At 72.5% G+C, this 20,106-nt stretch carries 16 protein-coding genes; 6 read left to right on the top strand and 10 right to left on the bottom strand.

What is annotated here, in order from left to right; all coding sequences use genetic code 11:
• Nucleotides 1-48: 48 nt before the first annotated feature.
• From ACGF5O_RS21125 to ACGF5O_RS21100, 6 genes are all read right to left on the bottom strand, one after another.
• Nucleotides 49-1,518, bottom strand: coding sequence for an aldehyde dehydrogenase family protein (locus ACGF5O_RS21125; RefSeq protein WP_393811381.1), 1,470 nt, complete (start codon nt 1,516-1,518; stop codon nt 49-51).
• Entirely contained in the window at nt 1,515-3,245 is a 1,731-nt protein-coding gene (locus ACGF5O_RS21120; protein WP_393811380.1) for an amidohydrolase family protein, read from the bottom strand. Before ACGF5O_RS21120 ends, ACGF5O_RS21125 begins: the two co-directional genes overlap by 4 nt.
• Nucleotides 3,246-3,339: 94 nt before the next feature.
• Nucleotides 3,340-4,458 (bottom strand): LLM class flavin-dependent oxidoreductase, encoded by a 1,119-nt coding sequence (locus ACGF5O_RS21115; protein WP_393811379.1) that lies wholly within the window; start codon nt 4,456-4,458, stop codon nt 3,340-3,342.
• A 98-nt stretch (nt 4,459-4,556) separates the two neighbouring features.
• A complete protein-coding gene (locus ACGF5O_RS21110) occupies nt 4,557-5,327 on the bottom strand; it encodes an SDR family NAD(P)-dependent oxidoreductase (protein ID WP_393811378.1) in 771 nt (256 codons plus the stop codon).
• 12 nt (nt 5,328-5,339) lie between these two features.
• A complete protein-coding gene (locus ACGF5O_RS21105) occupies nt 5,340-6,263 on the bottom strand; it encodes an LLM class F420-dependent oxidoreductase (protein WP_393811377.1) in 924 nt (307 codons plus the stop codon).
• A complete protein-coding gene (locus tag ACGF5O_RS21100; RefSeq protein WP_393811376.1) occupies nt 6,260-7,498 on the bottom strand; it encodes an amidohydrolase family protein in 1,239 nt (412 codons plus the stop codon). Before ACGF5O_RS21100 ends, ACGF5O_RS21105 begins: the two co-directional genes overlap by 4 nt.
• 297 nt (nt 7,499-7,795) lie before the next feature.
• On the opposite strand from ACGF5O_RS21100, the gene ACGF5O_RS21095 reads away from it, so the two are divergent.
• Both ACGF5O_RS21095 and ACGF5O_RS21090 read left to right on the top strand, forming a co-directional pair.
• On the top strand, nt 7,796-10,747 hold the full coding sequence (locus ACGF5O_RS21095) for a BTAD domain-containing putative transcriptional regulator (protein WP_393811375.1): 2,952 nt from the start codon (nt 7,796-7,798) through the stop codon (nt 10,745-10,747).
• A 195-nt stretch (nt 10,748-10,942) separates the two neighbouring features.
• Nucleotides 10,943-11,167, top strand: a complete 225-nt coding sequence (locus ACGF5O_RS21090) for a hypothetical protein (RefSeq protein ID WP_393811374.1) — start codon at nt 10,943-10,945, stop codon at nt 11,165-11,167.
• Nucleotides 11,168-11,296: 129 nt separating this feature from the next.
• Here ACGF5O_RS21090 and ACGF5O_RS21085 read toward each other — a convergent pair whose 3' ends face one another.
• Nucleotides 11,297-12,853 carry a FadD3 family acyl-CoA ligase gene (locus tag ACGF5O_RS21085; protein WP_393811567.1) on the bottom strand — a complete coding sequence of 519 codons (1,557 nt, stop codon included), beginning with the start codon at nt 12,851-12,853 and terminating at the stop codon, nt 11,297-11,299.
• A gap of 109 nt (nt 12,854-12,962) precedes the next feature.
• Between ACGF5O_RS21085 and ACGF5O_RS21080 the strand changes: the two genes are divergently transcribed.
• Genes ACGF5O_RS21080 through ACGF5O_RS21070 form a run of 3 tightly spaced genes read left to right on the top strand, consistent with a single transcriptional unit; the run spans nt 12,963 to nt 15,329 of the window.
• Nucleotides 12,963-14,144 (top strand): lipid-transfer protein, encoded by a 1,182-nt coding sequence (locus ACGF5O_RS21080; protein ID WP_393811373.1) that lies wholly within the window; start codon nt 12,963-12,965, stop codon nt 14,142-14,144.
• Nucleotide 14,145: 1 nt separating this feature from the next.
• Nucleotides 14,146-14,559, top strand: coding sequence for a Zn-ribbon domain-containing OB-fold protein (locus ACGF5O_RS21075; protein WP_393811372.1), 414 nt, complete (start codon nt 14,146-14,148; stop codon nt 14,557-14,559).
• Nucleotides 14,556-15,329 (top strand): enoyl-CoA hydratase/isomerase family protein, encoded by a 774-nt coding sequence (locus tag ACGF5O_RS21070; RefSeq protein WP_393811371.1) that lies wholly within the window; start codon nt 14,556-14,558, stop codon nt 15,327-15,329. The genes ACGF5O_RS21075 and ACGF5O_RS21070 overlap by 4 nt, the downstream gene beginning before the upstream one ends.
• 186 nt (nt 15,330-15,515) lie before the next feature.
• On the opposite strand, the gene ACGF5O_RS21065 is transcribed toward ACGF5O_RS21070, so the two are convergent.
• Together ACGF5O_RS21065 and ACGF5O_RS21060 are read right to left on the bottom strand one after the other, a co-directional pair.
• On the bottom strand, nt 15,516-17,858 hold the full coding sequence (locus ACGF5O_RS21065) for a PQQ-binding-like beta-propeller repeat protein (RefSeq protein WP_393811370.1): 2,343 nt from the start codon (nt 17,856-17,858) through the stop codon (nt 15,516-15,518).
• Nucleotides 17,859-18,057: 199 nt separating this feature from the next.
• On the bottom strand, nt 18,058-18,780 hold the full coding sequence (locus ACGF5O_RS21060) for a VOC family protein (protein ID WP_393811369.1): 723 nt from the start codon (nt 18,778-18,780) through the stop codon (nt 18,058-18,060).
• A 134-nt stretch (nt 18,781-18,914) separates the two neighbouring features.
• Between ACGF5O_RS21060 and ACGF5O_RS21055 the strand changes: the two genes are divergently transcribed.
• Entirely contained in the window at nt 18,915-19,550 is a 636-nt protein-coding gene (locus ACGF5O_RS21055; RefSeq protein WP_393811566.1) for a TetR family transcriptional regulator, read from the top strand.
• A gap of 65 nt (nt 19,551-19,615) precedes the next feature.
• Here ACGF5O_RS21055 and ACGF5O_RS21050 read toward each other — a convergent pair whose 3' ends face one another.
• A complete protein-coding gene (locus tag ACGF5O_RS21050; protein ID WP_362601753.1) occupies nt 19,616-20,068 on the bottom strand; it encodes an Lrp/AsnC family transcriptional regulator in 453 nt (150 codons plus the stop codon).
• Nucleotides 20,069-20,106: the final 38 nt, after the last annotated feature.

Below are 20,106 nucleotides of genomic sequence, written 5' to 3'. Positions count from 1 at the left end.
GGCAAGCGCACGGCCCCGGTTGACACTGCGCAGGGGCCGGTCGACACCTCACCCCGGCCAGACGATCGCCTGCACCTCGCTGTAGGCGTGCAGCGCGTACGAGCCCACGTCCCGGCCCACCCCGCTCTTCTTGAAGCCCCCGAACGGCGCCTCCATGTTCCGGCCCACCGTGTTGATCCCGACCCCGCCCGCCCGCAGCCGCCGCGCCACCCGGAAGGCCCGGGCCACGTCCCCCGACCAGACGTAGTCGATGAGGCCGTAGTCGGAGTCGTTGGCGAGGGCGATGCCCTCCTCCTCGTCGTCGAAGGGGACGACGGAGACGACCGGGCCGAAGATCTCCTCGCGGGCCACCCGCATGTCGTTCGTGCAGTCGGCGAGGACGGTGGGGGCCAGGTAGAACCCCCGCTCCGGCGAAGGGCGTTCGCCGCCGGTGACCACCGTCGCGCCCTCCTTCCGGCCGAGTTCGACGTACGACTCGACGCGCGCCCGGTGCTCGGCGCTGATCAGCGGCCCGACCACCGTGTCCGGCGCGGCCGGGTCGCCCACCTTCAGCCGGCCCGCGTACCCCGCCAGTCCGTCCACCAGCCGGTCGTACAGCCCGCGTTGCACCAGCACCCGGGTGGGCGCCGTGCAGATCTGCCCGCTGTAGAAGGAGAAGGTGGTGCCGATCCCGGCCACCGCCGAGGCGACGTCCGCGTCGTCGAGGACGACCGCCGCGCCCTTGCCGCCCAGCTCCATCAACTGGCGTTTCATGTCCCGCCCGCACACCTCGGCGATGCGCTGCCCGACGGCCGTGGAACCGGTGAAGCTCACCATGTCGACGTCGGCCGAGGCCACCGCGGCCTCGCCGACACCGGTAGAACGGCCGGAGACGACGTTCACCACGCCCGGCGGGACGCCCGCCGCCTCCAGCGCCTCCGCCATCCGGTAGACGGAGAGCGGGTCCTGCGGGGCCGGCTTGACCACCACCGTGTTGCCCATCGCCAGCGCGGGCGCGACCTTGCCCGCCGGGTTGGCCCACGGGTTGTTGTACGAGGTGATGCAGCTGACCACCCCGACCGGCTGGCGCACGGCGAGCGCGCCCATCACGCCGGCCCTCCCCATCGGCCCGGCCTCGTTGATCTGCGGCGGGATCGCCCACTCGGCCGGTTCGACGGTCGCGTACCGGCGGAACCGGGCGACCGCCACGCCCACCTGCATCGCCCGCGCGGTGCCGGTGGTCGCGCCCGTCTCGGCGCGGGCCAGGTCCGCGTGCTCGCCCAGCCGCGCCCGGATGATGTCGGCGGCCCGGCCGAGCACCGCCGCCCGCTCCCCGGCCGGCGTCCGCGACCAGCCGTCGAAGGCCTCCCGGGCAGCCGCGCACGCGGCCAGCACCTGGTCGCGTGAGGCCTCGGGGGCCCGGCCGACGGTCTCCTCGGTCGCCGGGTCGACGACCTCGTAGTACCCGTCGTCGGGCTCCGTCCACCGCCCCCCGACGAACAGCCGCTGCCCGTCGGCCACGTCACCCGCCCCGCTCACCGGGTGCTCACCGTCCTGGTGTCCCGCCCGGACCGCAGCACCTTCCCCGGTACGGACCCGCTCACCACGTCGTCCCGGATCGCCTCGACGCCGTTGACCCAGACCGCGTGCACGCCGATCGCCTTCGAGTCCAGGCGCGGGCTGTCTCCCGGCAGGTCGTGCACCAGGGTGGCCTGGCCGGCGGCGATGCGCTCCGGGTCGAAGAGCACGAGGTCCGCATGCCAGCCCTCCGCGATCCGCCCCCGCTCCCGCAGCCCGAAGAGCCGGGCGGGATCGTCGGTCAGCATCTTCACGGCCTGTTCGAGGCCCAGCAGCTTCCGGCCACGCAGGCAGTCGCCGATGAACCGGGTGGTGTACGGCGCCCCGCACATCCGGTCCAGATGCGCCCCCGCGTCCGACCCGCCGAGCAGCACGTCCTCGTGCTGCCAGGTCTCGGCGCGCAGCGCCCAGGAGGCCGGGTCGTTGTCCGTGGGCATCGGCCACAGCACGGTGCGGAGTCCGTCGGCGGCGCAGATCTCGACCAGGGTGTGGAAGGGGTCCTGGCCCCGCTCCTGTGCTATGTCACGCACCACCCGGCCCGACAGCCCGGCGTTCGCCTCGCTGTACGTGTCCCCGATGACGTACCGCCCGAAGTTCGCCAGCCGCCGGAACACCCCGGCCTCCTTGGACTGGGCGCGCGCCAGCAGCTCGGCCCGTACGTCCGGGTCGCGCAGCTTCTCGATCCGTTCCGGAACCGGCAGCCCGAGGACCGGCCCCCACCCGGGGATGAGGTTCAGCGCGCAGAAGGTGCCGAGCGACATGTTCATGGGCGTGAGGATCGGCATGGTCAGCGCCACGACCCTGCCGCCCGCCTTCCGGGCCCGCTCGCTCGCCTGGAGCTGCCGCGGCACCCGCTCCGGCACGGCGGCGTCGACCGTCAGCACGTTCCAGTTCAGGGGCCGCCCGGCCGCCGCGCTCATCTCGGCGAACAGCTCGATCTCGGCGTCGCTGAACTGGTCGAGGCACCCGGCGACGATCGCCTCGATCTGCGTCCCCTCGTGCTCCCCGACGGCCCTGGACATGGCGAGCAGTTCGGCGGGCAGCGCGTGCCGGGAGGCGACCGGCCGGCCGTCCCCGTCGGAGTGGGTGCTGGACTGGGTGGTGGAGAACCCCCACGCCCCCGCGTCCATGGCCTCGTGCAACAGCCGTACGATCTCGCCCAGTTGCTCCTCGCTCGGCTGTCCGCCGACCGCGTCCGCACCCATCACGTACCGGCGCAGCGCGCAGTGCCCCACCATGAACCCGGCGTTGACGGCGATCCGCCCTTCGAGCGCGTCCAGGTACTCCCCGAACGAGTTCCAGCTCCAGGGCGCCCCCTCCTCAAGGGCGACCAGCGACATGCCCTCGACCTTGGACATCATGCGGCGCGTGTAGTCGGCGTCGGCGGGACGCCCCGGATTCAGGGGCGCGAGGGTGAACCCGCAGTTCCCGGCGGCGACGGTCGTGACGCCGTGGTTCAGCGAAGGGACCGCGTACGGGTCCCAGAAGAGCTGCGCGTCGTAGTGCGTGTGCGGATCGACGAACCCGGGCGCGAGGACGAGCCCCGTGGCGTCCTCGCTGGTCCGGCATTCCTCGGTGACGGTACCGATGACGGCGATACGACCGTCACGGACACCGACGTCGGCGGTGAAGGCGGGTGCGCCGGTCCCGTCGACGACCGAGGCCCCCTTGATGACGTGATCGAGCATTGGGCTCACCTCTTGGTGTGCGGCCGGACTGCTTACCTAGGGGCGCGGGGAACTGCGCGACCAGCCACAACGCACCCGCACCCCGCAACGGCGACTACGCGGCACCCCGGAACCGCGTCGTCCGGTGAACCGGATCCGTGTCGATCTTCGGAATCACGTGCTCCCCGATCAACCGGATCGTCTGCAGCGTCTCCTCCTTCGGCACCCCCACCGGCAGCCCGAAGCTCAGCTGGTCCGCCCCGGCCTGCTCCCACCGCTTGCACTGCCGCAGCACCTCGTCCGGGTCCCCGCAGATCAACAGCTCCTCCTCCACGAGGAGTTCGACGAACTCGGGGGTGTACTCCGGCAGCGTCTCCGGCCACACCGGGAACCCCTCGGGCCGCGGGAAGGTGTCGTGGTACCGGAACACCAGCGACGGCAGATAGTGCAGCCCGCCGCTCGCCGCGATCCGGATCGCCTCGTCGTGGGTCGGCGCGCAGATCGCGGTCGTCGTCACCATGACGTTGTCGTTGACGAAGTCCCCGACCGGCTCCGCGTTCACGATCGCCGTCTTGTACTGCTCGAGCACCCACTCCATGTCGGAGACCTTCTGGATACTGAACCCGAGCACCCCCAGCCCCTTCTTCGCCGCCATGGAGTACGACGGCGGCGACCCGGCCGCGTACCACATCGCCGGGTGCGACTTGCCGTAGGGCTTGGGCAGCACCTTCCTCGGCGGCAGCTGCCAGTGCTTGCCCTGGAAGCCGACGTACTCGTCCTGGAGCCACATCTTGGGGAACTCGGCGATGGTCTCCTCCCAGATCTCCTTGGTGTAGTTCATGTCGGTCACACCAGGGATGAACCCGAGGATCTCGTGCGAGCCGGCGCCGCGCCCGCTGCCGAACTCGAAGCGGTTGCCGGTGAGATGGTCGAGCATGGCGACCTTCTCGGCCACCTTCACGGGGTGGTTGACCTGGGCGAGCGGGTTGAATATCCCGGAGCCCAGGTGGATCCGCTCGGTCGCGTGCGCGAGATACCCCAGGTACACGTCGTTGGCGGACAGGTGGGAGTACTCGTCGAGGAAGTGGTGCTCGGAGGCCCAGGCGTACTTGAAGCCGGACTGGTCCGCCTGGATGACGTACTCGGTCTCCTCCATCAGTGCCTTGTGCTCGGCCAGCGGGTCGGTCTCGGCTCGCTTGCCCACATATCCCTGTACAAAGAGCCCGAATTCCAAGGCGGTTCACCGTCCCAAGTCCAGATGGTTCCCATGAGCCCTACTGGGTCCTACGACTTTCTGACGTAGCGTCAGAAAGGTCAATAGCTGACGGCTCGTCAGATGACACTGACCCCCGCCAGCCACCCTCCGTCGATCACGAACGGCTGCCCGGTGATGTACGACGAGTCCTCCGAAGTCAGGAAGAGCGCCAGCCTGGCCACCTCCTCCGCCCGCCCGATCCGGCCCAGCGGCACGAGCTTGCGGTACAGCTCGTCCAGCGCCCGGCTCATCTCCGCCGGGTCGGCGGCCGGGTCGAGCCGCGCCGGGTTGGACATCGCGGTGTCGATGGCGCCGGGGCAGATCGCGTTGACGCGTATCCGCCGGTCGGCGAGTTCCAGCGCGGCGACCCGGGTGAGCCCGAGCACCGCGTGCTTGGTCGCGGCGTACGTCCCCACCGCCGCCATCCCGGTCAGCGCCGTGTAGGAGGCCGTGTTGACGATGGTCCCCCCGTCGTCCAGCTCGGGCGCGACCGTCTTCATGCCCAGGAAGCAGCCGACCTGGTTGACCTGGACGACCTGCATGAACTCTTCGAGGGGCGTGTCCACGAGCGCGTTGAAGCGCAGGATGCCGGCGTTGTTCACCAGCCCGTCGAGCCGGCCGTACGCCTTCTTCGCGGCGGCGACGGCGGCCTGCCACTCCGCCTCCACGCCCACGTCCAGGTGGACGTAGGCCGCCCCGATCTCCTTGGCGAGCGGCTCGCCGAGGTCGTCCAGCACATCCGCCACGACGACCCGCGCGCCCTCCTCCCTGAACAGCCGCGCCTCCTGCTCCCCCTGCCCGCGTGCCGCCCCGGTGACGATGACGACCCGCCCGTCCAGCTTGCCCATGCCAGTGCTCCCTCAGGTGAGAAGGGGCGCGACATCCGCCCCGAACGCCTCTATCTGGTCGATGAGTTCGGTCCGGTTCCGGCTGCGGAACCGGACCTGGATCTGGTGCACGCCCATCGCGCCGTACGCGCGCAGCGACTCGGCGAGGACGTCCGGGGCGCCGCGGAGGGTGCGGCGGCCGACCTCCCACTCCGGCGTGCCGACGTACAGCGGTTCGGTGATGGCGCCGACGGTGATCGGCTCCTCGACGCCCGCCTCGGCGCGCAGCCGCCGCAGCCGCTCGATCTGCGCCGGGAGCCGGTCCCTGGGGTCGCCCTGCGGCAGCCAGCCGTCGCCCTTGAGCGCGGCCCGCCGTACGGCGGCCGGCGACGATCCGCCGATCCACACCGGCACCCGCTGCTGCGCCGGCCGGGGCCGCTGTCCGAGCCCCTCGAAGTCGTAGAACTTCCCGTGGTGGGAGGGGAACTCGTCCGCCCCCAGAGCCGCCCGCAGCGCGTCGATCGCCTCGTCCAGGACCGCTCCCCGCTGCCCGAAGTCCACCCCCAGCACCTCGAACTCCTCCCGCACGTGCCCGGCGCCGACGCCGAGGATCAGCCGGCCGCCGGAGAGGTGGTCGAGGGTCGCGTACTGCTTGGCGGTAAGGAGCGGGTGCCGCAGACCGACGACGGCGACGTGGCTGAGCAGCCGTACCCGTTCGGTCACGGCCGCCAGGTGGGCGAGGGTGGCCACGGGGTCGTACCAGACCGTGCTCATGGCCCCGGCCAGCCGGTGCGGGATCGCCACGTGGTCGCAGACGGCGAGGTAGGCGAAGCCGGCGCGGTCGACGGCCCGCGCGATCTCGACCAGGTCCGCGGCGCCCGCGCCCGCCTCCCAGCCCTCGGCGTAGAGGGTGGACTGGGACTGGACCGGGAGCTGGATGCCGTAGTCGGGGCTCACCGCGGACCGCCGCCCCACAGACCGTCGGCCGTCAGGCCCAGCAGTTCGATGGCGTTCCCGCGCACGATCCGCTCGACCGCGTCCGGGGCCAGGTGGCCCATCTGGGCCTCGCCGACCTCACGGGACTTCGGCCAGGTGGAGTCGGAGTGCGGGTAGTCGGTCTCGTAGAGGACGTTGCCGATGCCGATCGCGTCCAGGTTCCTCAGCCCGAAGGCGTCGTCGAAGAAGCAGCCGTAGACGTGCCCGGCGAAGAGTTCGGAGGGCGGGCGGGTGACCTTGTCGGCGACGCCGCCCCAGGCCCGGTTCTCCTCCCAGACGACGTCGGCGCGCTCCAGGATGTAGGGGATCCAGCCGATCTGGCCCTCCGCGTACATCACCTTCAGGTTCGGGAAGCGCTCGAACTTGCCGCTCATCAGCCAGTCGACCATCGAGAAGCAGCAGTTGGCGAAGGTGATGGTGGAGCCGACGGCGGGCGGGGCGTCGGCGGAGGTGGAGGGCATCCTGCTGCTGGAGCCGATGTGCATGGCGACGACCGTGCCGGTCTCGTCGCAGGCGGCGAGGAAGGGGTCCCAGGCGTCGGTGTGGACGGAGGGCAGGCCCAGGTGCGGCGGTATCTCGGAGAAGGCGACGGCACGGACGCCGCGGGCCGCGTTGCGGCGGACCTCGGCGGCGGCCAGTTCGGCGTCCCACAGCGGGATGAGGGCGAGGGGTATCTGACGGCCCTGGGCGAGCGGCCCGCACCACTCCTCCACCATCCAGTCGTTGTAGGCCCGGACGCAGAGCAGGGCCAGTTCGCGGTCCTTGGCCTCGGTGAAGGTCTGCCCGCAGAAGCGCGGGAAGGTCGGGAAGCAGAGCGCGGACTGGACGTGGTTGACGTCCATGTCGGCGAGCCGCTGCGGCACGTCGTACGAACCCGCCCGCATCTGCTCGTACGTGATCACTTCGAGCTTGATCTCGTCGCGGGAGTAGCCGACGGCGGTGTCGAGGCGGGTGAGGGGGCGGTGCAGGTCCTCGTAGATCCACCAGTCGCCGATGGGGCCGTCCTCGCCCGGCCTGCCCATGACGGGCTTGAACCGGCCGCCGAGGAAGCTCATCTCCTTGAGCGGGGCCCGGACGATGCGCGGCCCGGTGTCCAGGTACTTCTTCGGGAGGCGGGACTGCCAGACGTCCGGCGGCTCCACGGTGTGGTCGTCGACGGAGATGATCAGCGGGAAGGTGCCGTCCTGGGTGTCCATGGCGCTCACGGTAGCGCCGATCTGACGAACCGTCAGCTATGGGATGACGTATCGTCAGGCGGGGCGGGACAGGGCGGACGCACTCCCGGTACGCGTTCGCCGAACCCGGCGCCGCGGACGCCGACCCGCCCGCGGAATCGTTCCGCCTGGCGTCCGCCCTGCTGACGGGGGTGCCGCCGTGTGAAGACTGTGTGGACCACCGCGTGTCGCCCTGTGATCGGTGTCTCCCCAGGCTGACGCGGCCCGCCCGGACAAGGCAGACTGACGGGGTGAAGCGGGATGTCTAGGGGGACGGGCATGGACGGTGGACCGCGGGTGCCGGAGCAGCGGCGCGCCCCCTCCTCGGCGGAGGCGGCGCTGCTGCGCTTCAGTGTGCTCGGTCCGGTGCGCGCCTGGCGTGCCGAGGAACCCCTCAGCACCGGCTCCCCGCAGCAACGCGCGCTGCTCGCAGCCCTGTTGCTGCGCGAGGGCCGGACGGCGACCGCGGCCGAGCTGATCGACGCCCTGTGGGGTCCCGAGCCGCCGTCGCAGGCGCTGGCGGCGGTGCGCACGTACGCGTCCCGGCTGCGCAAGGTCCTGGACCCGGGGGTCCTGGTCAGCGAGTCCGGCGGGTACGCGGTGCGGGGGCTGGGCGAGGGGGCGCTGGACCTGGCCGTCGCGCAGGATCTGGCGGCGGTGGCGGAGAAGGCGAGGAGCGCCGGGGACCTGCACCAGGCACGGGAGGCGCTCGGGCGGGCGCTCGGTCAGTGGGCCGGCGAGCCGCTGGCCGGGGTGCCGGGGCCGTACGCGGAGACCCAGCGGGTCCGCCTGGAGGAGCTGCGGCTGCAACTCCTGGAGAACCGGCTGGACATGGACCTGGAGCAGGGCTGCCACGCGGAGGCGGTCTCCGAACTGACGGCGCTCACCGCGGCCCACCCCCTCCGCGAGCGCTTCCGCGAACTCCTCATGCTGGCCCTGTACCGCAGCGGCCGTCAGGCGGAGGCCCTCGCGGTGTACGCGGACACCCGCCGCCTGCTGGCGGAGGAGCTGGGCGTCGACCCGCGCTCCGGCCTGCGCGAACTTCAGCAGCGCATCCTCCAGGCCGACCCGGCCCTGGCGGAGCCCTCGACGCCGGCGGCGGAACCCGCCGCCGTCCAGGTCCGGCCCGCCCAGCTCCCCGCCACCGTGCCCGACTTCACCGGCCGCGCCGCCTTCGTCACGGAGCTGGGCGAGGTGCTGGCGTCGGCCGAGGGCCGGGTGATGGCCGTATCGGCGCTGGCGGGCATCGGGGGCGTCGGCAAGACCACCCTCGCCGTGCACGTCGCCCACCAGGCCCGGTCCGCGTTCCCGGACGGCCAGCTCTACGTCGACCTGCAGGGGGCCGGCCCCCGTGCCGCGGAGCCGGAGACGGTCCTCGGTTCCTTCCTGCGCGCCCTGGGCACCCCGGACTCCGCCATCCCCGACTCCCTGGAGGAGCGTTCGGCGCTGTACCGCTCGGTCCTGGACGGCCGCCGGGTCCTCGTCCTCCTCGACAACGCCAAGGACGCGGCCCAGGTACGCCCCCTGCTCCCCGGCACGGAGGGCTGCGCGGCCCTGGTCACCGCCCGGGTACGGATGGTGGACCTGGCGGGCGCGCACCTGGTGGACCTGGACGTGATGTCGCCCGACGAGGCGCTGCAGCTGTTCACGAAGATCGTGGGCATGGAGCGGGTGGCCTCGGAGCGCGAGGCGGCCCTGGACGTGGTGGCGGCCTGCGGCTTCCTCCCGCTCGCCATCCGCATCGCCGCGTCCCGCCTCGCGGCCCGCCGCACCTGGACGGTCTCCGTGCTCGCGGCGAAGCTCGCGGACGAGCGGCGACGCCTTGACGAGCTGCAGGCCGGCGACCTGGCCGTGAAGGCGACCTTCGAGCTGGGCTACGGCCAGCTGGAGCCGGCCCAGGCCCGTGCGTTCCGGTTGCTGGGTCTCGCGGACGGGCCGGACATGTCGCTGGCGGCCGCGGCAGCCGTCCTGAACCTCCCGCAGGACAAGACCGAGGACCTCCTCGAAACCCTCGTGGACACGTCCCTGCTCGAATCGGCGGCACCCGGCCGCTACCGCTTCCACGACCTCGTACGGCTCTACGCGCGTGCGTGCGCGGAACGCGACGAACAGCCCCCCAGCGAACGCGAGGCGGCCATGTCCCGCCTGCTGGACTTCTACCTGGCGACGGCGGCGGGGGTGTACGCGATCGAGCGGCCGGGGGACCGGACCGTGGAGCACCTGGAATCGACCGCGTACCCGGGACTGTCGTTCACCGGCCACCGCGCGGCACTGGACTGGCTGTACTCGGAGGCCGACTGCCTGCTGGCCTTCGTACGGCAGTCGGTCCGCGGCGGACGGCTGCGCGCCGCGATCGATCTGCTCTGGGCGGCCAAGGACCTCGCCGAATCAGGGGCCAACGCCCGCGAGTACGAGGTCGCGGCCACAGCGGCCCGGGACGCCGCCCGGGCGCAGGCCGACCCGCTGGCCGAGGGGCGGGCCCGGATGGCGATCACCAACGTCCACATCGTCGCCGGCCGTTTCGACCTGGCCGACGAGGAGGCCGCACAGGCCATGGAGTTGGCCAAGGCGACCGGGGATCCGCTGCCGAGCGGCGTGACACCCAACGACCGGGGGATCCTCGCCCTCTACCAAGGGCGCCACCACGACGGCGAGGCGCATCTGCGCGAGGCCATCGCCAACTACCGCGCCGACGGCAACCGGCCGGGCGAGGCCAGCGCCCTGTGCAATATGTCCCGCATCCAGCTGGCCACCGGTCACGTCGCCGACGCGGTGCGGTTGGCCGGTGAGGGAGTGGCGATCTACGACGCTCTCGGGCACTCCCTCAGAGGCGCGAACGCACGCTACGCCCTGGGACTCGCCCTGACCCAGTCGGGGCAGACGGAAGAGGCCCTGAGCTGTCTGGACGACGCCCTGAGTGTCTTCCGGGAGAGCCGTCAGCGTCTCTGGGAGGGCATGGCCATCTTCCGTATGGCGGAGGTGCATCTGTGGGCCGACCGCCCCGCCCAGGCCGCCACGATGGCGGAGCAGTCGCTGTCCCTGCTGCGCGGCATCGGCGGTGAGTGGCGGCACGCGAACGTACTGACCGTCCTGGGCCGCAGTCTGCGTGACATCGGGCATTCGGACCGGGCCCGCGCCTGCTGGCAGGACGCGCTCACGGTGTTCGAACGGTTGGGCGCCCACGAGGCCGAGGAAGTACGCACCCTTCTCGCGCCGACGACGACCGCCTGACCTGCACCGCCGTACGTTCATCGTTCGTTTATCGCCGCCCGGCATCCTCGACGTATCGATCCGGCGCTTCGGGGGGCAGGCGGGTCGACACGGCAGGCCCACCCGTTAGGGTGACGGCCGCCGCGCCTGTCCGGCGGCACCCGGGGGAGCCGCCGGACAGGCCTTGCCGACTTTTCACGCAGAGGAGCACAGCCGATGAGCGACGAGAACACGAACCAGCCGGTCGCCACACCCGACGAGAACCACGCCACCGACATCGAGTCGGCGGTGGCGCTGGAGAACCACGCGACGGGCGCGGAGAAGGCACTGCTGGAGGGTGCCGCCGCCGACGCCGAGGCCGTGGTGGCGCTGGAGAACCACGCGACGGGCGCGGAGAAGGCACTGCTGGAGAACCACGCCACCACGGAAGCCGCAGGCTGAATCCGGAACCGGGGGAAGATCGGCCGCGACGGCACCGAGGGGGAGCCGTCGCGGCCGACGCATGCCCGTTGCGCGGTCCCGATCGACGCGGGGCGTGAACCGTCCGGCCCGCTCCGGCATCCGGCCCGTCTAACCGGCCCGCAGCTCCCCCTTCACCACCTTCCCGCTCGCGTTCCGCGGCAGCTCCGCGACGAACTCGACCGTGCGCGGCACCTTGTAGTTGGCCATCTCGCGGCGGGCCCAGGCGATCAGGTCGTCGGCGGTCAGCACCGCGCCCGGCCGCCGCACCACGAACGCCCTGCCGACCTCGCCGAGGCGGGCGTCCGGGACCCCGACGACGGCGACGTCGGCCACCTCCGGGTGCAGGCCCAGCAGTTGCTCTATCTCGGCCGGGTAGGCGTTGAAGCCGCCGACGATGAACATGTCCTTGAGGCGGTCGGTGATGCGGAGGTTGCCCGCCGGGTCCAGGACGCCGACGTCGCCGGTGCGCAGCCAGCCGTCCGCCGTGAGCGTCTCGGCCGTCGCGGCCGGGTCCTCGAAGTAGCCACGCATGACGTTGAAGCCGCGGACCAGGACCTCGCCGGTCTCGTCCACGCGTACCTCCGTGCCGGGGATCGCCCGGCCCGACGTCGACGCGATCACCGTCGGGTCGTCGCCCCGGCGGCACATGGTGACGATCCCGCTCGCCTCGGAGAGACCGTAGGCGGTCAGGACCGTCTCGACACCGAGTTCGCCGCGCAGCCGCTCGACGAGGAGCAGGGGTACGACGGCCGCGCCCGTCACCACCAGCCTCAGCGCCGAGAGATCGTGCGCGTCGCGGGCCGGGTGGTCGAGGAGCGACTGATGGAGGGTCGGCGGCCCGGGCAGCACCGACACCCGCTCCGCCGCCACGTTCGCCAGCACCGTCGCCACGTTGAACACCGGCTGCGGGATCATCGTCGCGCCGCGTATCAGGCACGCGATCACCCCGGCCTTGTAGCCGAAGGTGTGGAAGAAGGGGTTGACGATCAGGTAGCGGTCGCCGGTGCGCAGGCCCGCCAGGTCGGCCCAGATCTCGTACGCCCGCAGGGTCTGCGCGTGGGTGATCATCGCGCCCTTGGGGCGGCCCGTGGTGCCCGAGGTGAAGATGATGTCGGAGAGCCGGGAGCCGTCCAACTCCGCCGACCGGGCGGCGACTTCGGCGGCACCGATGCCCTCCCCCGCCGCCAGGAAGTCCTTCCAGGTGCGGAAGCCGACGGGGGCGTCCTCCGAGAGCACCACCACCTCCCGCAGGACCGGCAGCCCCGGCAGCGGGCCGTCCCCGTCCCCCTCCCCCGCCGCCCTGCGCAGCGAGGCCACGTACGAGGTGCCGAGGAAGGTCCCGGTCACGAAGAGCAGCCGGGCCCCGCTCCTGCGCAGCACGTCCGCCGCCTCCGTGCCCTTGAAGCGGGTGTTCAGCGGGACCAGCACCCCGCCCGCCGACACCGCGCCGAGCGCCGCGACGATCCAGTCCAGCGAGTTGGGGGCCCAGATGCCGACCCGGTCGCCCGCCTCGACGCCGGCGGCCAGACAGGCCGCCGCCGCCCGTTCCACCCGGGCGCCCAGTTCGGCGTACGTGATCCGGGTCCGGCCGTCCACCACGGCCTCGACGTCCGCGTACCGCTTCGCCGCCGACCGCACCAGGCCCGGAACGGTCCCCCACTCCATGTCACCGCGCACAACCGGCCTCCCCGGACGCATAGCTGACTGACCGTCAGATTAGCTGTAGCCTGACGACCTGTCAGCAAGCCGCGAGAGCCGTGGAGGTGCGGGCACCATGACCGATCGCAGAGGTCTCCATGGCGTCAGTGGCATCAAGGACGCCACCGCCGTCGTCGGGATCGGGCAGACCCCCTTCGCCAGACGGCTCGACGAGGACGAGAGGACCCTCGCCTGCCGGGCCGTCCTCGCCGCCCTCGACGACGCCGGCATCGCGCCCGGCGAGGTCGACGCGCTCGCCTCCTTCACCATGGAGGAGACCGACGAGGTGGAGCTGGCCAAGGCGGTCGGCCTCGGCGACCTGACCTTCTTCAGCAAGGTGGGGTACGGCGGGGGCGGCTCCTGCGCCACGGTCGCCCATCTCGCCGCCGCGATCGCCAGCGGCCAGGCCACGGTCGGGGTCGCCTGGCGGTCCCGGAAGCGCGGCTCGGGCCCCCGCCCCTGGACCAACACCGCCGTCCAGCTCCCCACCCCCGCCCAGTGGACCCGCCCCTTCGGCCTGCTCCGGCCCGCCGACGAGATAGCCATGCTCACGCGCCGCTACATGCACGAGTACGGCGCGACCCGCGACCACCTGTTCAACGTCGCCCTCGCCTGCCGCAACCGGGCGAACCAGAACCCCGCCGCCGTGATGTACGACCGCCCCCTCACCCGCGAGATGTACATGACCTCCCGGTGGATCAGCGAGCCCCTCTGCCTCTACGACAACTGCCTGGAGACGGACGGGGCGCTGGCCTGCGTGGTGGTCGGCAGGGAGCGGGCCCGGGACTGCCGGCAACGGCCCGTCTACGTCCACTCGGCCGCCCAGGGCCTGCCCGCCCAGCACCACGGCATGGTCAACTACTGGAACGACGACCCCCTCACCGGCCCCGCCTGGAGCGCCGCCCGCCACCTGTGGAAGCACGCCGACCTCACCCCCGACGACGTCGACGTCGCCCAGATCTACGACGCGTTCACCGCCCTGATCCCGCTCTCCCTTGAGGGCTACGGCTTCTGCGGGCGCGGGGAGGGCGGGGCGTTCACCGAGGGCGGCGCCCTGGAGATCGGCGGGCGGCTGCCGGTCAACACCGGGGGCGGCGGGCTCAGCGAGGCCTACGTCCACGGCTTCAACCTCATCACCGAAGGCGTCAAGCAACTGCGCGGGACCAGCACCGCCCAGGTGCCGGGCGCCGCCACCTGCCTGGTCACCGCCGGCGAGGGCGTCCCGACCTCCGCCCTCCTCCTCACCAACCGGAGCTGAGATGCTGCGACCGGTCACCGACACCGACGGCGCCCCCTTCTGGGAGTACGCGGCCCACGGCGAACTCCGCGTCCAGGCCTGCGCCGACTGCGGCGAGCCCCGCTTCCCGCCCCGCCCCTGCTGCCCGCACTGCCAGTCCTTCGCGAGCGAGTGGCGGCCCACGAGCGGGCGGGGCCGGATCTGGTCGTACGTCGTCCCGCACCCGCCGCTGCTCCCCGAGTACGCGGCACAGGCGCCGTACAACGTGGTGGTCGTGGAACTCGACGACGCGCCCCGGGTACGGCTGGTGGGCAACGTGGTGACCGGGGCCGGGGCACCTCTCGGCTCCCTTCCCCCTGACCGGATCCGGATCGGCGCCCGGGTGCAGGCGGTCTTCGCGGACGGGCTGCCGCAGTGGGTCCTGGAGCGGCCGTGAGCCTGCGGCTGGAGGCGGACAAGGAGAGCGGGGTCGCCGTCGTCACCCTCGACCGCCCCGAGCGGCTCAACGCCGTCGACCTCGCGACGGCCGCCGAACTCTCTACCGCCTGGCGGGCGTTGCGCTTCGACGACGCGGTAAGGGCCGTCGTGCTCACCGGGGCCGGCGGGCGCGCCTTCAGCACCGGGCTCGACCGGGACGCCGTCGTGCCGCAGCCGTCCTCGCCGTACAGCCAGGACGATCCGCTGATCGCCCTCGGGCCGAAGGCGAACGACCTGTGGAAACCGGTGATCGCGGCGGTGGCCGGGATGGCCTGCGGAGGTGCCTTCTACCTCCTCGGCGAGTGCGACTTCGTCGTCGCCGACGAGACCGCCGCCTTCTTCGACCCGCACACCTCCTACGGCATGGTCAGCGCCTACGAGTCGGTGCTGATGGCACAGCGGATGCCGTACGGGGAGGTGGCCCGGATGGTCCTCATGGGCAACGCCGAGCGGGTCTCCGCGCGGCGGGCGTACGAGGTGGGGCTGGTGTCCGAAGTGACGCCCGCCGGGGAGGCGTTGGCGGCGGCCGTGCGGTGCGCGACCGTCATCGCCGGGTATCCGACGGAGGGGGTGCAGGGCAGCGTGCGGGCGCTGTGGGCGGCGAAGGGGGCGAACCGGGAACGGGGCTGGGCCGAGGCCCCGCACCTGATCACCCTGGGCAACCTGGCCGACGAGCGCCAGGCGGAACTGTTCCGCGAGCGGCGACGTGGCGCCCCGCACATCCGGTGAGCGGAGAGGCGCCCAAGCGGCAGCGGCTCCGAGCCGTTGGGCGGCCGCGGGTGTGCGGGGGTTGCTCGCGCAGTTCCCCGCGCCCCTAAAAGGGCGCACTACAGCGCCCCTTTTCTTTTGGGGGCGCGGGGAACTGCGCGACAAGCCACGGCGCACCCGCAGCCGCCCGTCAGCCGGTCCCGGCGCTCACGTGGTGCGCGCCGTCCCCGTCCCCTTCTCCGCGTCCAGCGCGTACACGCACCGGTCCTTGCTGCACGCGTACACCACCCCGTCCCGCACCACCGGCGACCCGGTGATCTCCCCGCCGGTGGCCAGCTTCCACCGCAGCCGGCCGTCGTCGGCCTTCAGCGTGTACAGCAGGTGGTCCGTCGACCCGAAGTGGATACGGCCCTCGGCCACCGCCGGGGCGCCCACCACGTCGCCGCCCGCCTGGAAGCGCCACTTGGGGGTCCCGGTGACCGCGTCGAGCGTGTACAGCCCCTTGCCGCTGCCGACGTGCACGTGGCCGGCGGCGACCAGGACCGGCTCGATCGAGGCGCGGGCCTCCGTCGCGATGCGCCAGCGGTCGCGGCCGTCGGTGGCGTCGAGGGCGTAGACGGTGCCGAGGTAGTCGGCGAGGTAGATGCCGCCGCCGGCGACGGCGGGGCCGGGTACGTAGGCGGGCGGGGAGAGGAAGACGGCCGGCGCCTCGAAGTGCCAGCGGACCCGGCCGCTCGCGGTGTCGAGGGCGATGACCCGGGTGCCCGCGGAGGCGTACACGAAGCCGTCGTCGGCGTGGGTGAGGCGGACCGGGACGCCGCCGCAGGAGGCCGCGTCGCCGATGGGGTACGACCAGCGTTCGTCGCCGGTACGGGCGTCGAGGGCCCGCAGGCGCGCGTCCTGCCAGACGTAGACCGTGCCGTCGTGCAGGGAGGGCCCGGACTCGGGGGCCTCGAAGTCGGTCTGGGCGCCGGCCAGCTCCCAGAGCTTCTGCCCGGTGGAGGCCTCCCAGCCCTGGACGCCGCCGCCCCGGGTACCGGTGACGAGGGTGCCGCGGTCGGCCTTGAGGGAGTACACCCAGGCATCGGTGGACAGCCGCCACAGGTCGCCGCCCTCGCGGGCCTCCAGGGCGAACAGGGTGGGGCCGTCGGAGGCGTGGATACGGCCGTCGGCGACCGCCATGGACCAGGCGACGTCCCGCGTCTTGAAGCGGCGGCGGCCGGTGGCCACGTCGAGGGCGTGCACCTCGAAGGAGGTGACGTAGACGAGGTCGCCGTCGACGGACGGGGTGCCCCAGACGTCGTTGGACATCCGGAACCGCCAGGGCCGCCAGCCGGAGGCCGTCTCCGGGGGCAGGGCGGGTACCGGCGGTCCGGCGGGGTCGGCGCCGTTGACGCCGGGGTGCGGGCGGGACCAGCTGGCCACCAGGCCGGCCTCGGGCGGAGGTGCCTTCACGGCGGCGGCGCGGGCGTCGGCGACGCGCGGTCCCGGGCCGATCGGCACCGGGGCGCCGGCGAGGCGGACCGGGCCGGTGTCGGGAGCGCCCACCGGGACGGGGGCGGGGACCACGGGGTCGTAGGAGGGCTGCGGGGGCATCGCGAGGCGGCCCGCGCTGCGGCCGCCGGAGGGGCTCGCGGAGGGTTTGACGGCGGGGCGGCCACCGCGGCGGGACTCGATCAGCCCGACCGCCTTCTCGGGCAGCCAGGCGGACGCCGTACCGCTGTCGTCGGAGCCGGAGCCGAACAGGTGGGGGGCGAGCTGGGCCTGGAGGTCGGCAGGGTTGGGGCGGCCCGTGGCCTCCATCTGCATGCAGGACTCGATGAGCGGGCGCAGCTCGTCCGGGAGGCCTTCGAGGTCCGGGCCCTCCCGGAGCAGCATGAAGACGGTCTCGACCGGGTTGGCGCCATGGAAGGGCGGGTGGCCGGTGGCGGCGAAGACGAGCATGGAGCCGAGGGAGAAGACGTCGCTCGCGCCGGTGACGCTGCGGGAGTCCTTGGCCTGCTCGGGGGACATGTAGGCGGGCGTGCCGACCGCGACGTTGGTCATGGTCAGCCGGGTGTTCGAGACACCGGAGGCGATGCCGAAGTCGATGACCCGGGGGCCGTCCTCGACGACGAGGACGTTGGACGGCTTGAGGTCGCGGTGGACCAGTCCGGCGCCGTGGATCGACTGGAGCGCCTCGGCGACGCCCGCGGCGAGCCAGCGGACCGCCTGGGCCGGGAGCGGCCCGCAGTCGTTCACTATCTCTTCGAGGGAGGGCGCCGGCACGTACGCGGTCGCCAGCCACGGCACCGCGGCGCGCGGGTCGGCGTCGACGACGGCGGCCGTGTAGAAACCGGAGACCGCGCGGGCCGCCTCCACCTCGCGGGTGAAGCGGACCCGGAACAGCTGGTCCTCGGCGAGCTCGGTCCGTACCGTCTTGATCGCCACGCGCCGCCCGGACGCCGAGCGCGCCAGATAGACCAGCCCCATGCCGCCGGCCCCCAGCCGTCCCAGCACCTCGAACGGCCCGATCCGCCGCGGATCGTGCTGCGTCAGCTGATCCACCACTTGCCTGCCACCTCCCCGTACGGGCCCCGTCCATCCACATATGTACGCGACCCCGTGCAGCGTCTCACCACCGCACCGCCATGGCGGCACGCACCCCGATTCTTCCTGGCCCGGGCACAGGTTGCGAACCCGGCGACGAATCGGGGTGTCCTGTGACAAAGTGAGACATTTATCCACCGAGGCCCGCCCGTTTCCGGCCTCAGCGTTCCAGCAGCGCGAAGAACGCCCCTTGATTGTCGGTCACGACGGCCACTTTTCCGTACGACGTCTCGAAGGGCGGCGTCTGGACCCGGCCGCCCAGCTGCCGCACGGCCCCGACCGCGGCCTCCACGTCCCCGGTGCGGAAGTGGACGACGAACTGGGCCGGCATCCCGGCCGCGAACACCTCGGTCACCGGGGCCCGGCCGAAGTCCGGGGCGGCGCCGGTACCGAAGAGCGCGCCGGTGAAGAGGCGGCTGTAGAAGGTGTTGGCCGCCTCGACGTCGCCGGTGTAGAGCTGCGCCCAGGCGAAGGTGCCGGGGGCGTGCCGGACGCCGAAGCCGGGGTGGCCCGCGGCCTGCCAGACACCGAAGACGGCGCCCGTGGGGTCGGCGGCCAGGGCCGCGGTGCCGAGGTCGCGGACGGGCACGGGGTCGTTGACGATCTGTCCGCCGGCGGCGACGATCCGGCGGGCGAGGTCCCGGGCGTCCGGGGTCGCGAAGTACACCGTCCAGACGGTGGGCATCCGGCCGTCGCGCTTCCGCGCCAGCCGGGCGACGGCCGCGCCGTCGAGGCGGGCCCACACCGCACCGGGTCCGGCGTCCTCGAAGGTCCACCCGAAGAGCCCGCCGTAGAACCGCTTGCCCGCCTCGACGTCGGGGAGCTGCACGTCCACCCAGCAGGGGACGCCCTCCGCGTATCCGGATGCCCTGTTTTCGGCCATGTCGTCAAAGTAACCGCCCGGCCCGCACCGCGCAGACCAGCCGCACCGGCCTCTATACACCCGCGCACCCCATTTGCAGTCGGCCGAATCGCGCTCCGATCACCCCTCGGTAAGCTGACGGCATGACAGGACAAGTGCGTACCGTCGACGGCCGCGTGGCCGGCCGGCGTGGGCAGGCGACCCGGCAGAAGCTGCTCGACTGCCTCAGCGAGATGCTCAGCTCCTCCCCTTACCGGGACGTCAAGGTCATCGATGTCGCCCGGAAGGCGGGTACTTCGCCCGCGACCTTCTACCAGTACTTCCCGGACGTCGAAGGCGCCGTCCTGGAGATCGCCGAGCAAATGGCAACCGAGGGCGGCCAGTTGACCGAGCTGGTGGCCGGGCGCTCCTGGGTCGGCAAGGCCGGCTGGGCGACCGCGCAGGAACTCGTGGACGGTTTCCTGGAGTTCTGGCGCAGGAACGACGCGATCCTGCGCGTGGTCGACCTCGGGGCGGCCGAGGGGGACAAACGGTTCTACAAGATCCGTATGAAGATCCTGAACTCGGTGAACAACTCTCTGACCGACTCCATCACGGAGTTGCAGTCCAAGGGCAGGGTCGACAAGGACGTGAACCCGGCCGCGGTGGCCGGTTCGCTGGTCGCCATGCTCGCGGCCGTCGCCGCGCACCAGAAGGGTTTCCAGACCTGGGGCGTGAAGCAGGCCGAACTCAAACCGAACCTGGCGCTGTTGGTGCATCTGGGCGTGACCGGGAAGAAGCCCACGAAGTAGTCGCGCCCTGGGTCCTGTCTGGCAGGCGGTGGTTCACGCACAGCGGTGAACCACCGCCTGTCGCCCTACCCCGGCAACGGCCGGTCCCGCACCACGTGTTTCATCACCAGCGTCGAGGTGAGGCGCTGCACGCCCGGCAGGGTCGCGAGCCGCTCGTCGTAGAGCCGCTGGAAGGCGGCGAGGTCGGCGGTGGCCACCCGCAGCAGGTAGTCGGGTTCGCCGAACAGCCGCTGCGCGTCCAGCACATGGGGGATCTCCGCGAGCGCCCGCTCGAAGTCGGCGACCGTGTCCCGGTCCTCCTGCCGCATGGACACGAAGACCAGCGCCTCGAAGGTCAGCCCCACGGCGACCGGGTCCACCACCGCCCGGTACCCGCTGATCGCCCCCGACCGCTCCAGCTCGCGCAGCCGCCGGTGGCACGGCGAGACGCTCAGCCGCACCCGCCCGGCCAGCTCGGTCACGGTCAGTCGCCCGTCCTGCTGGAGCTCGGCAAGGATTTTCCGGTCCACGTCGTCCATGAGCAAGATTCTCCCCCGGAACCGGCCCTGCCGAGCAA

Origin of the sequence: Streptomyces sp. NPDC048291 (genome assembly GCF_043201715.1) — a bacterium.
GTDB lineage: Bacteria > Actinomycetota > Actinomycetes > Streptomycetales > Streptomycetaceae > Streptomyces.
The sequence above is the reverse complement of the archived record's forward strand: the minus strand, read 5'-3'. Positions and strand labels throughout refer to the sequence as shown.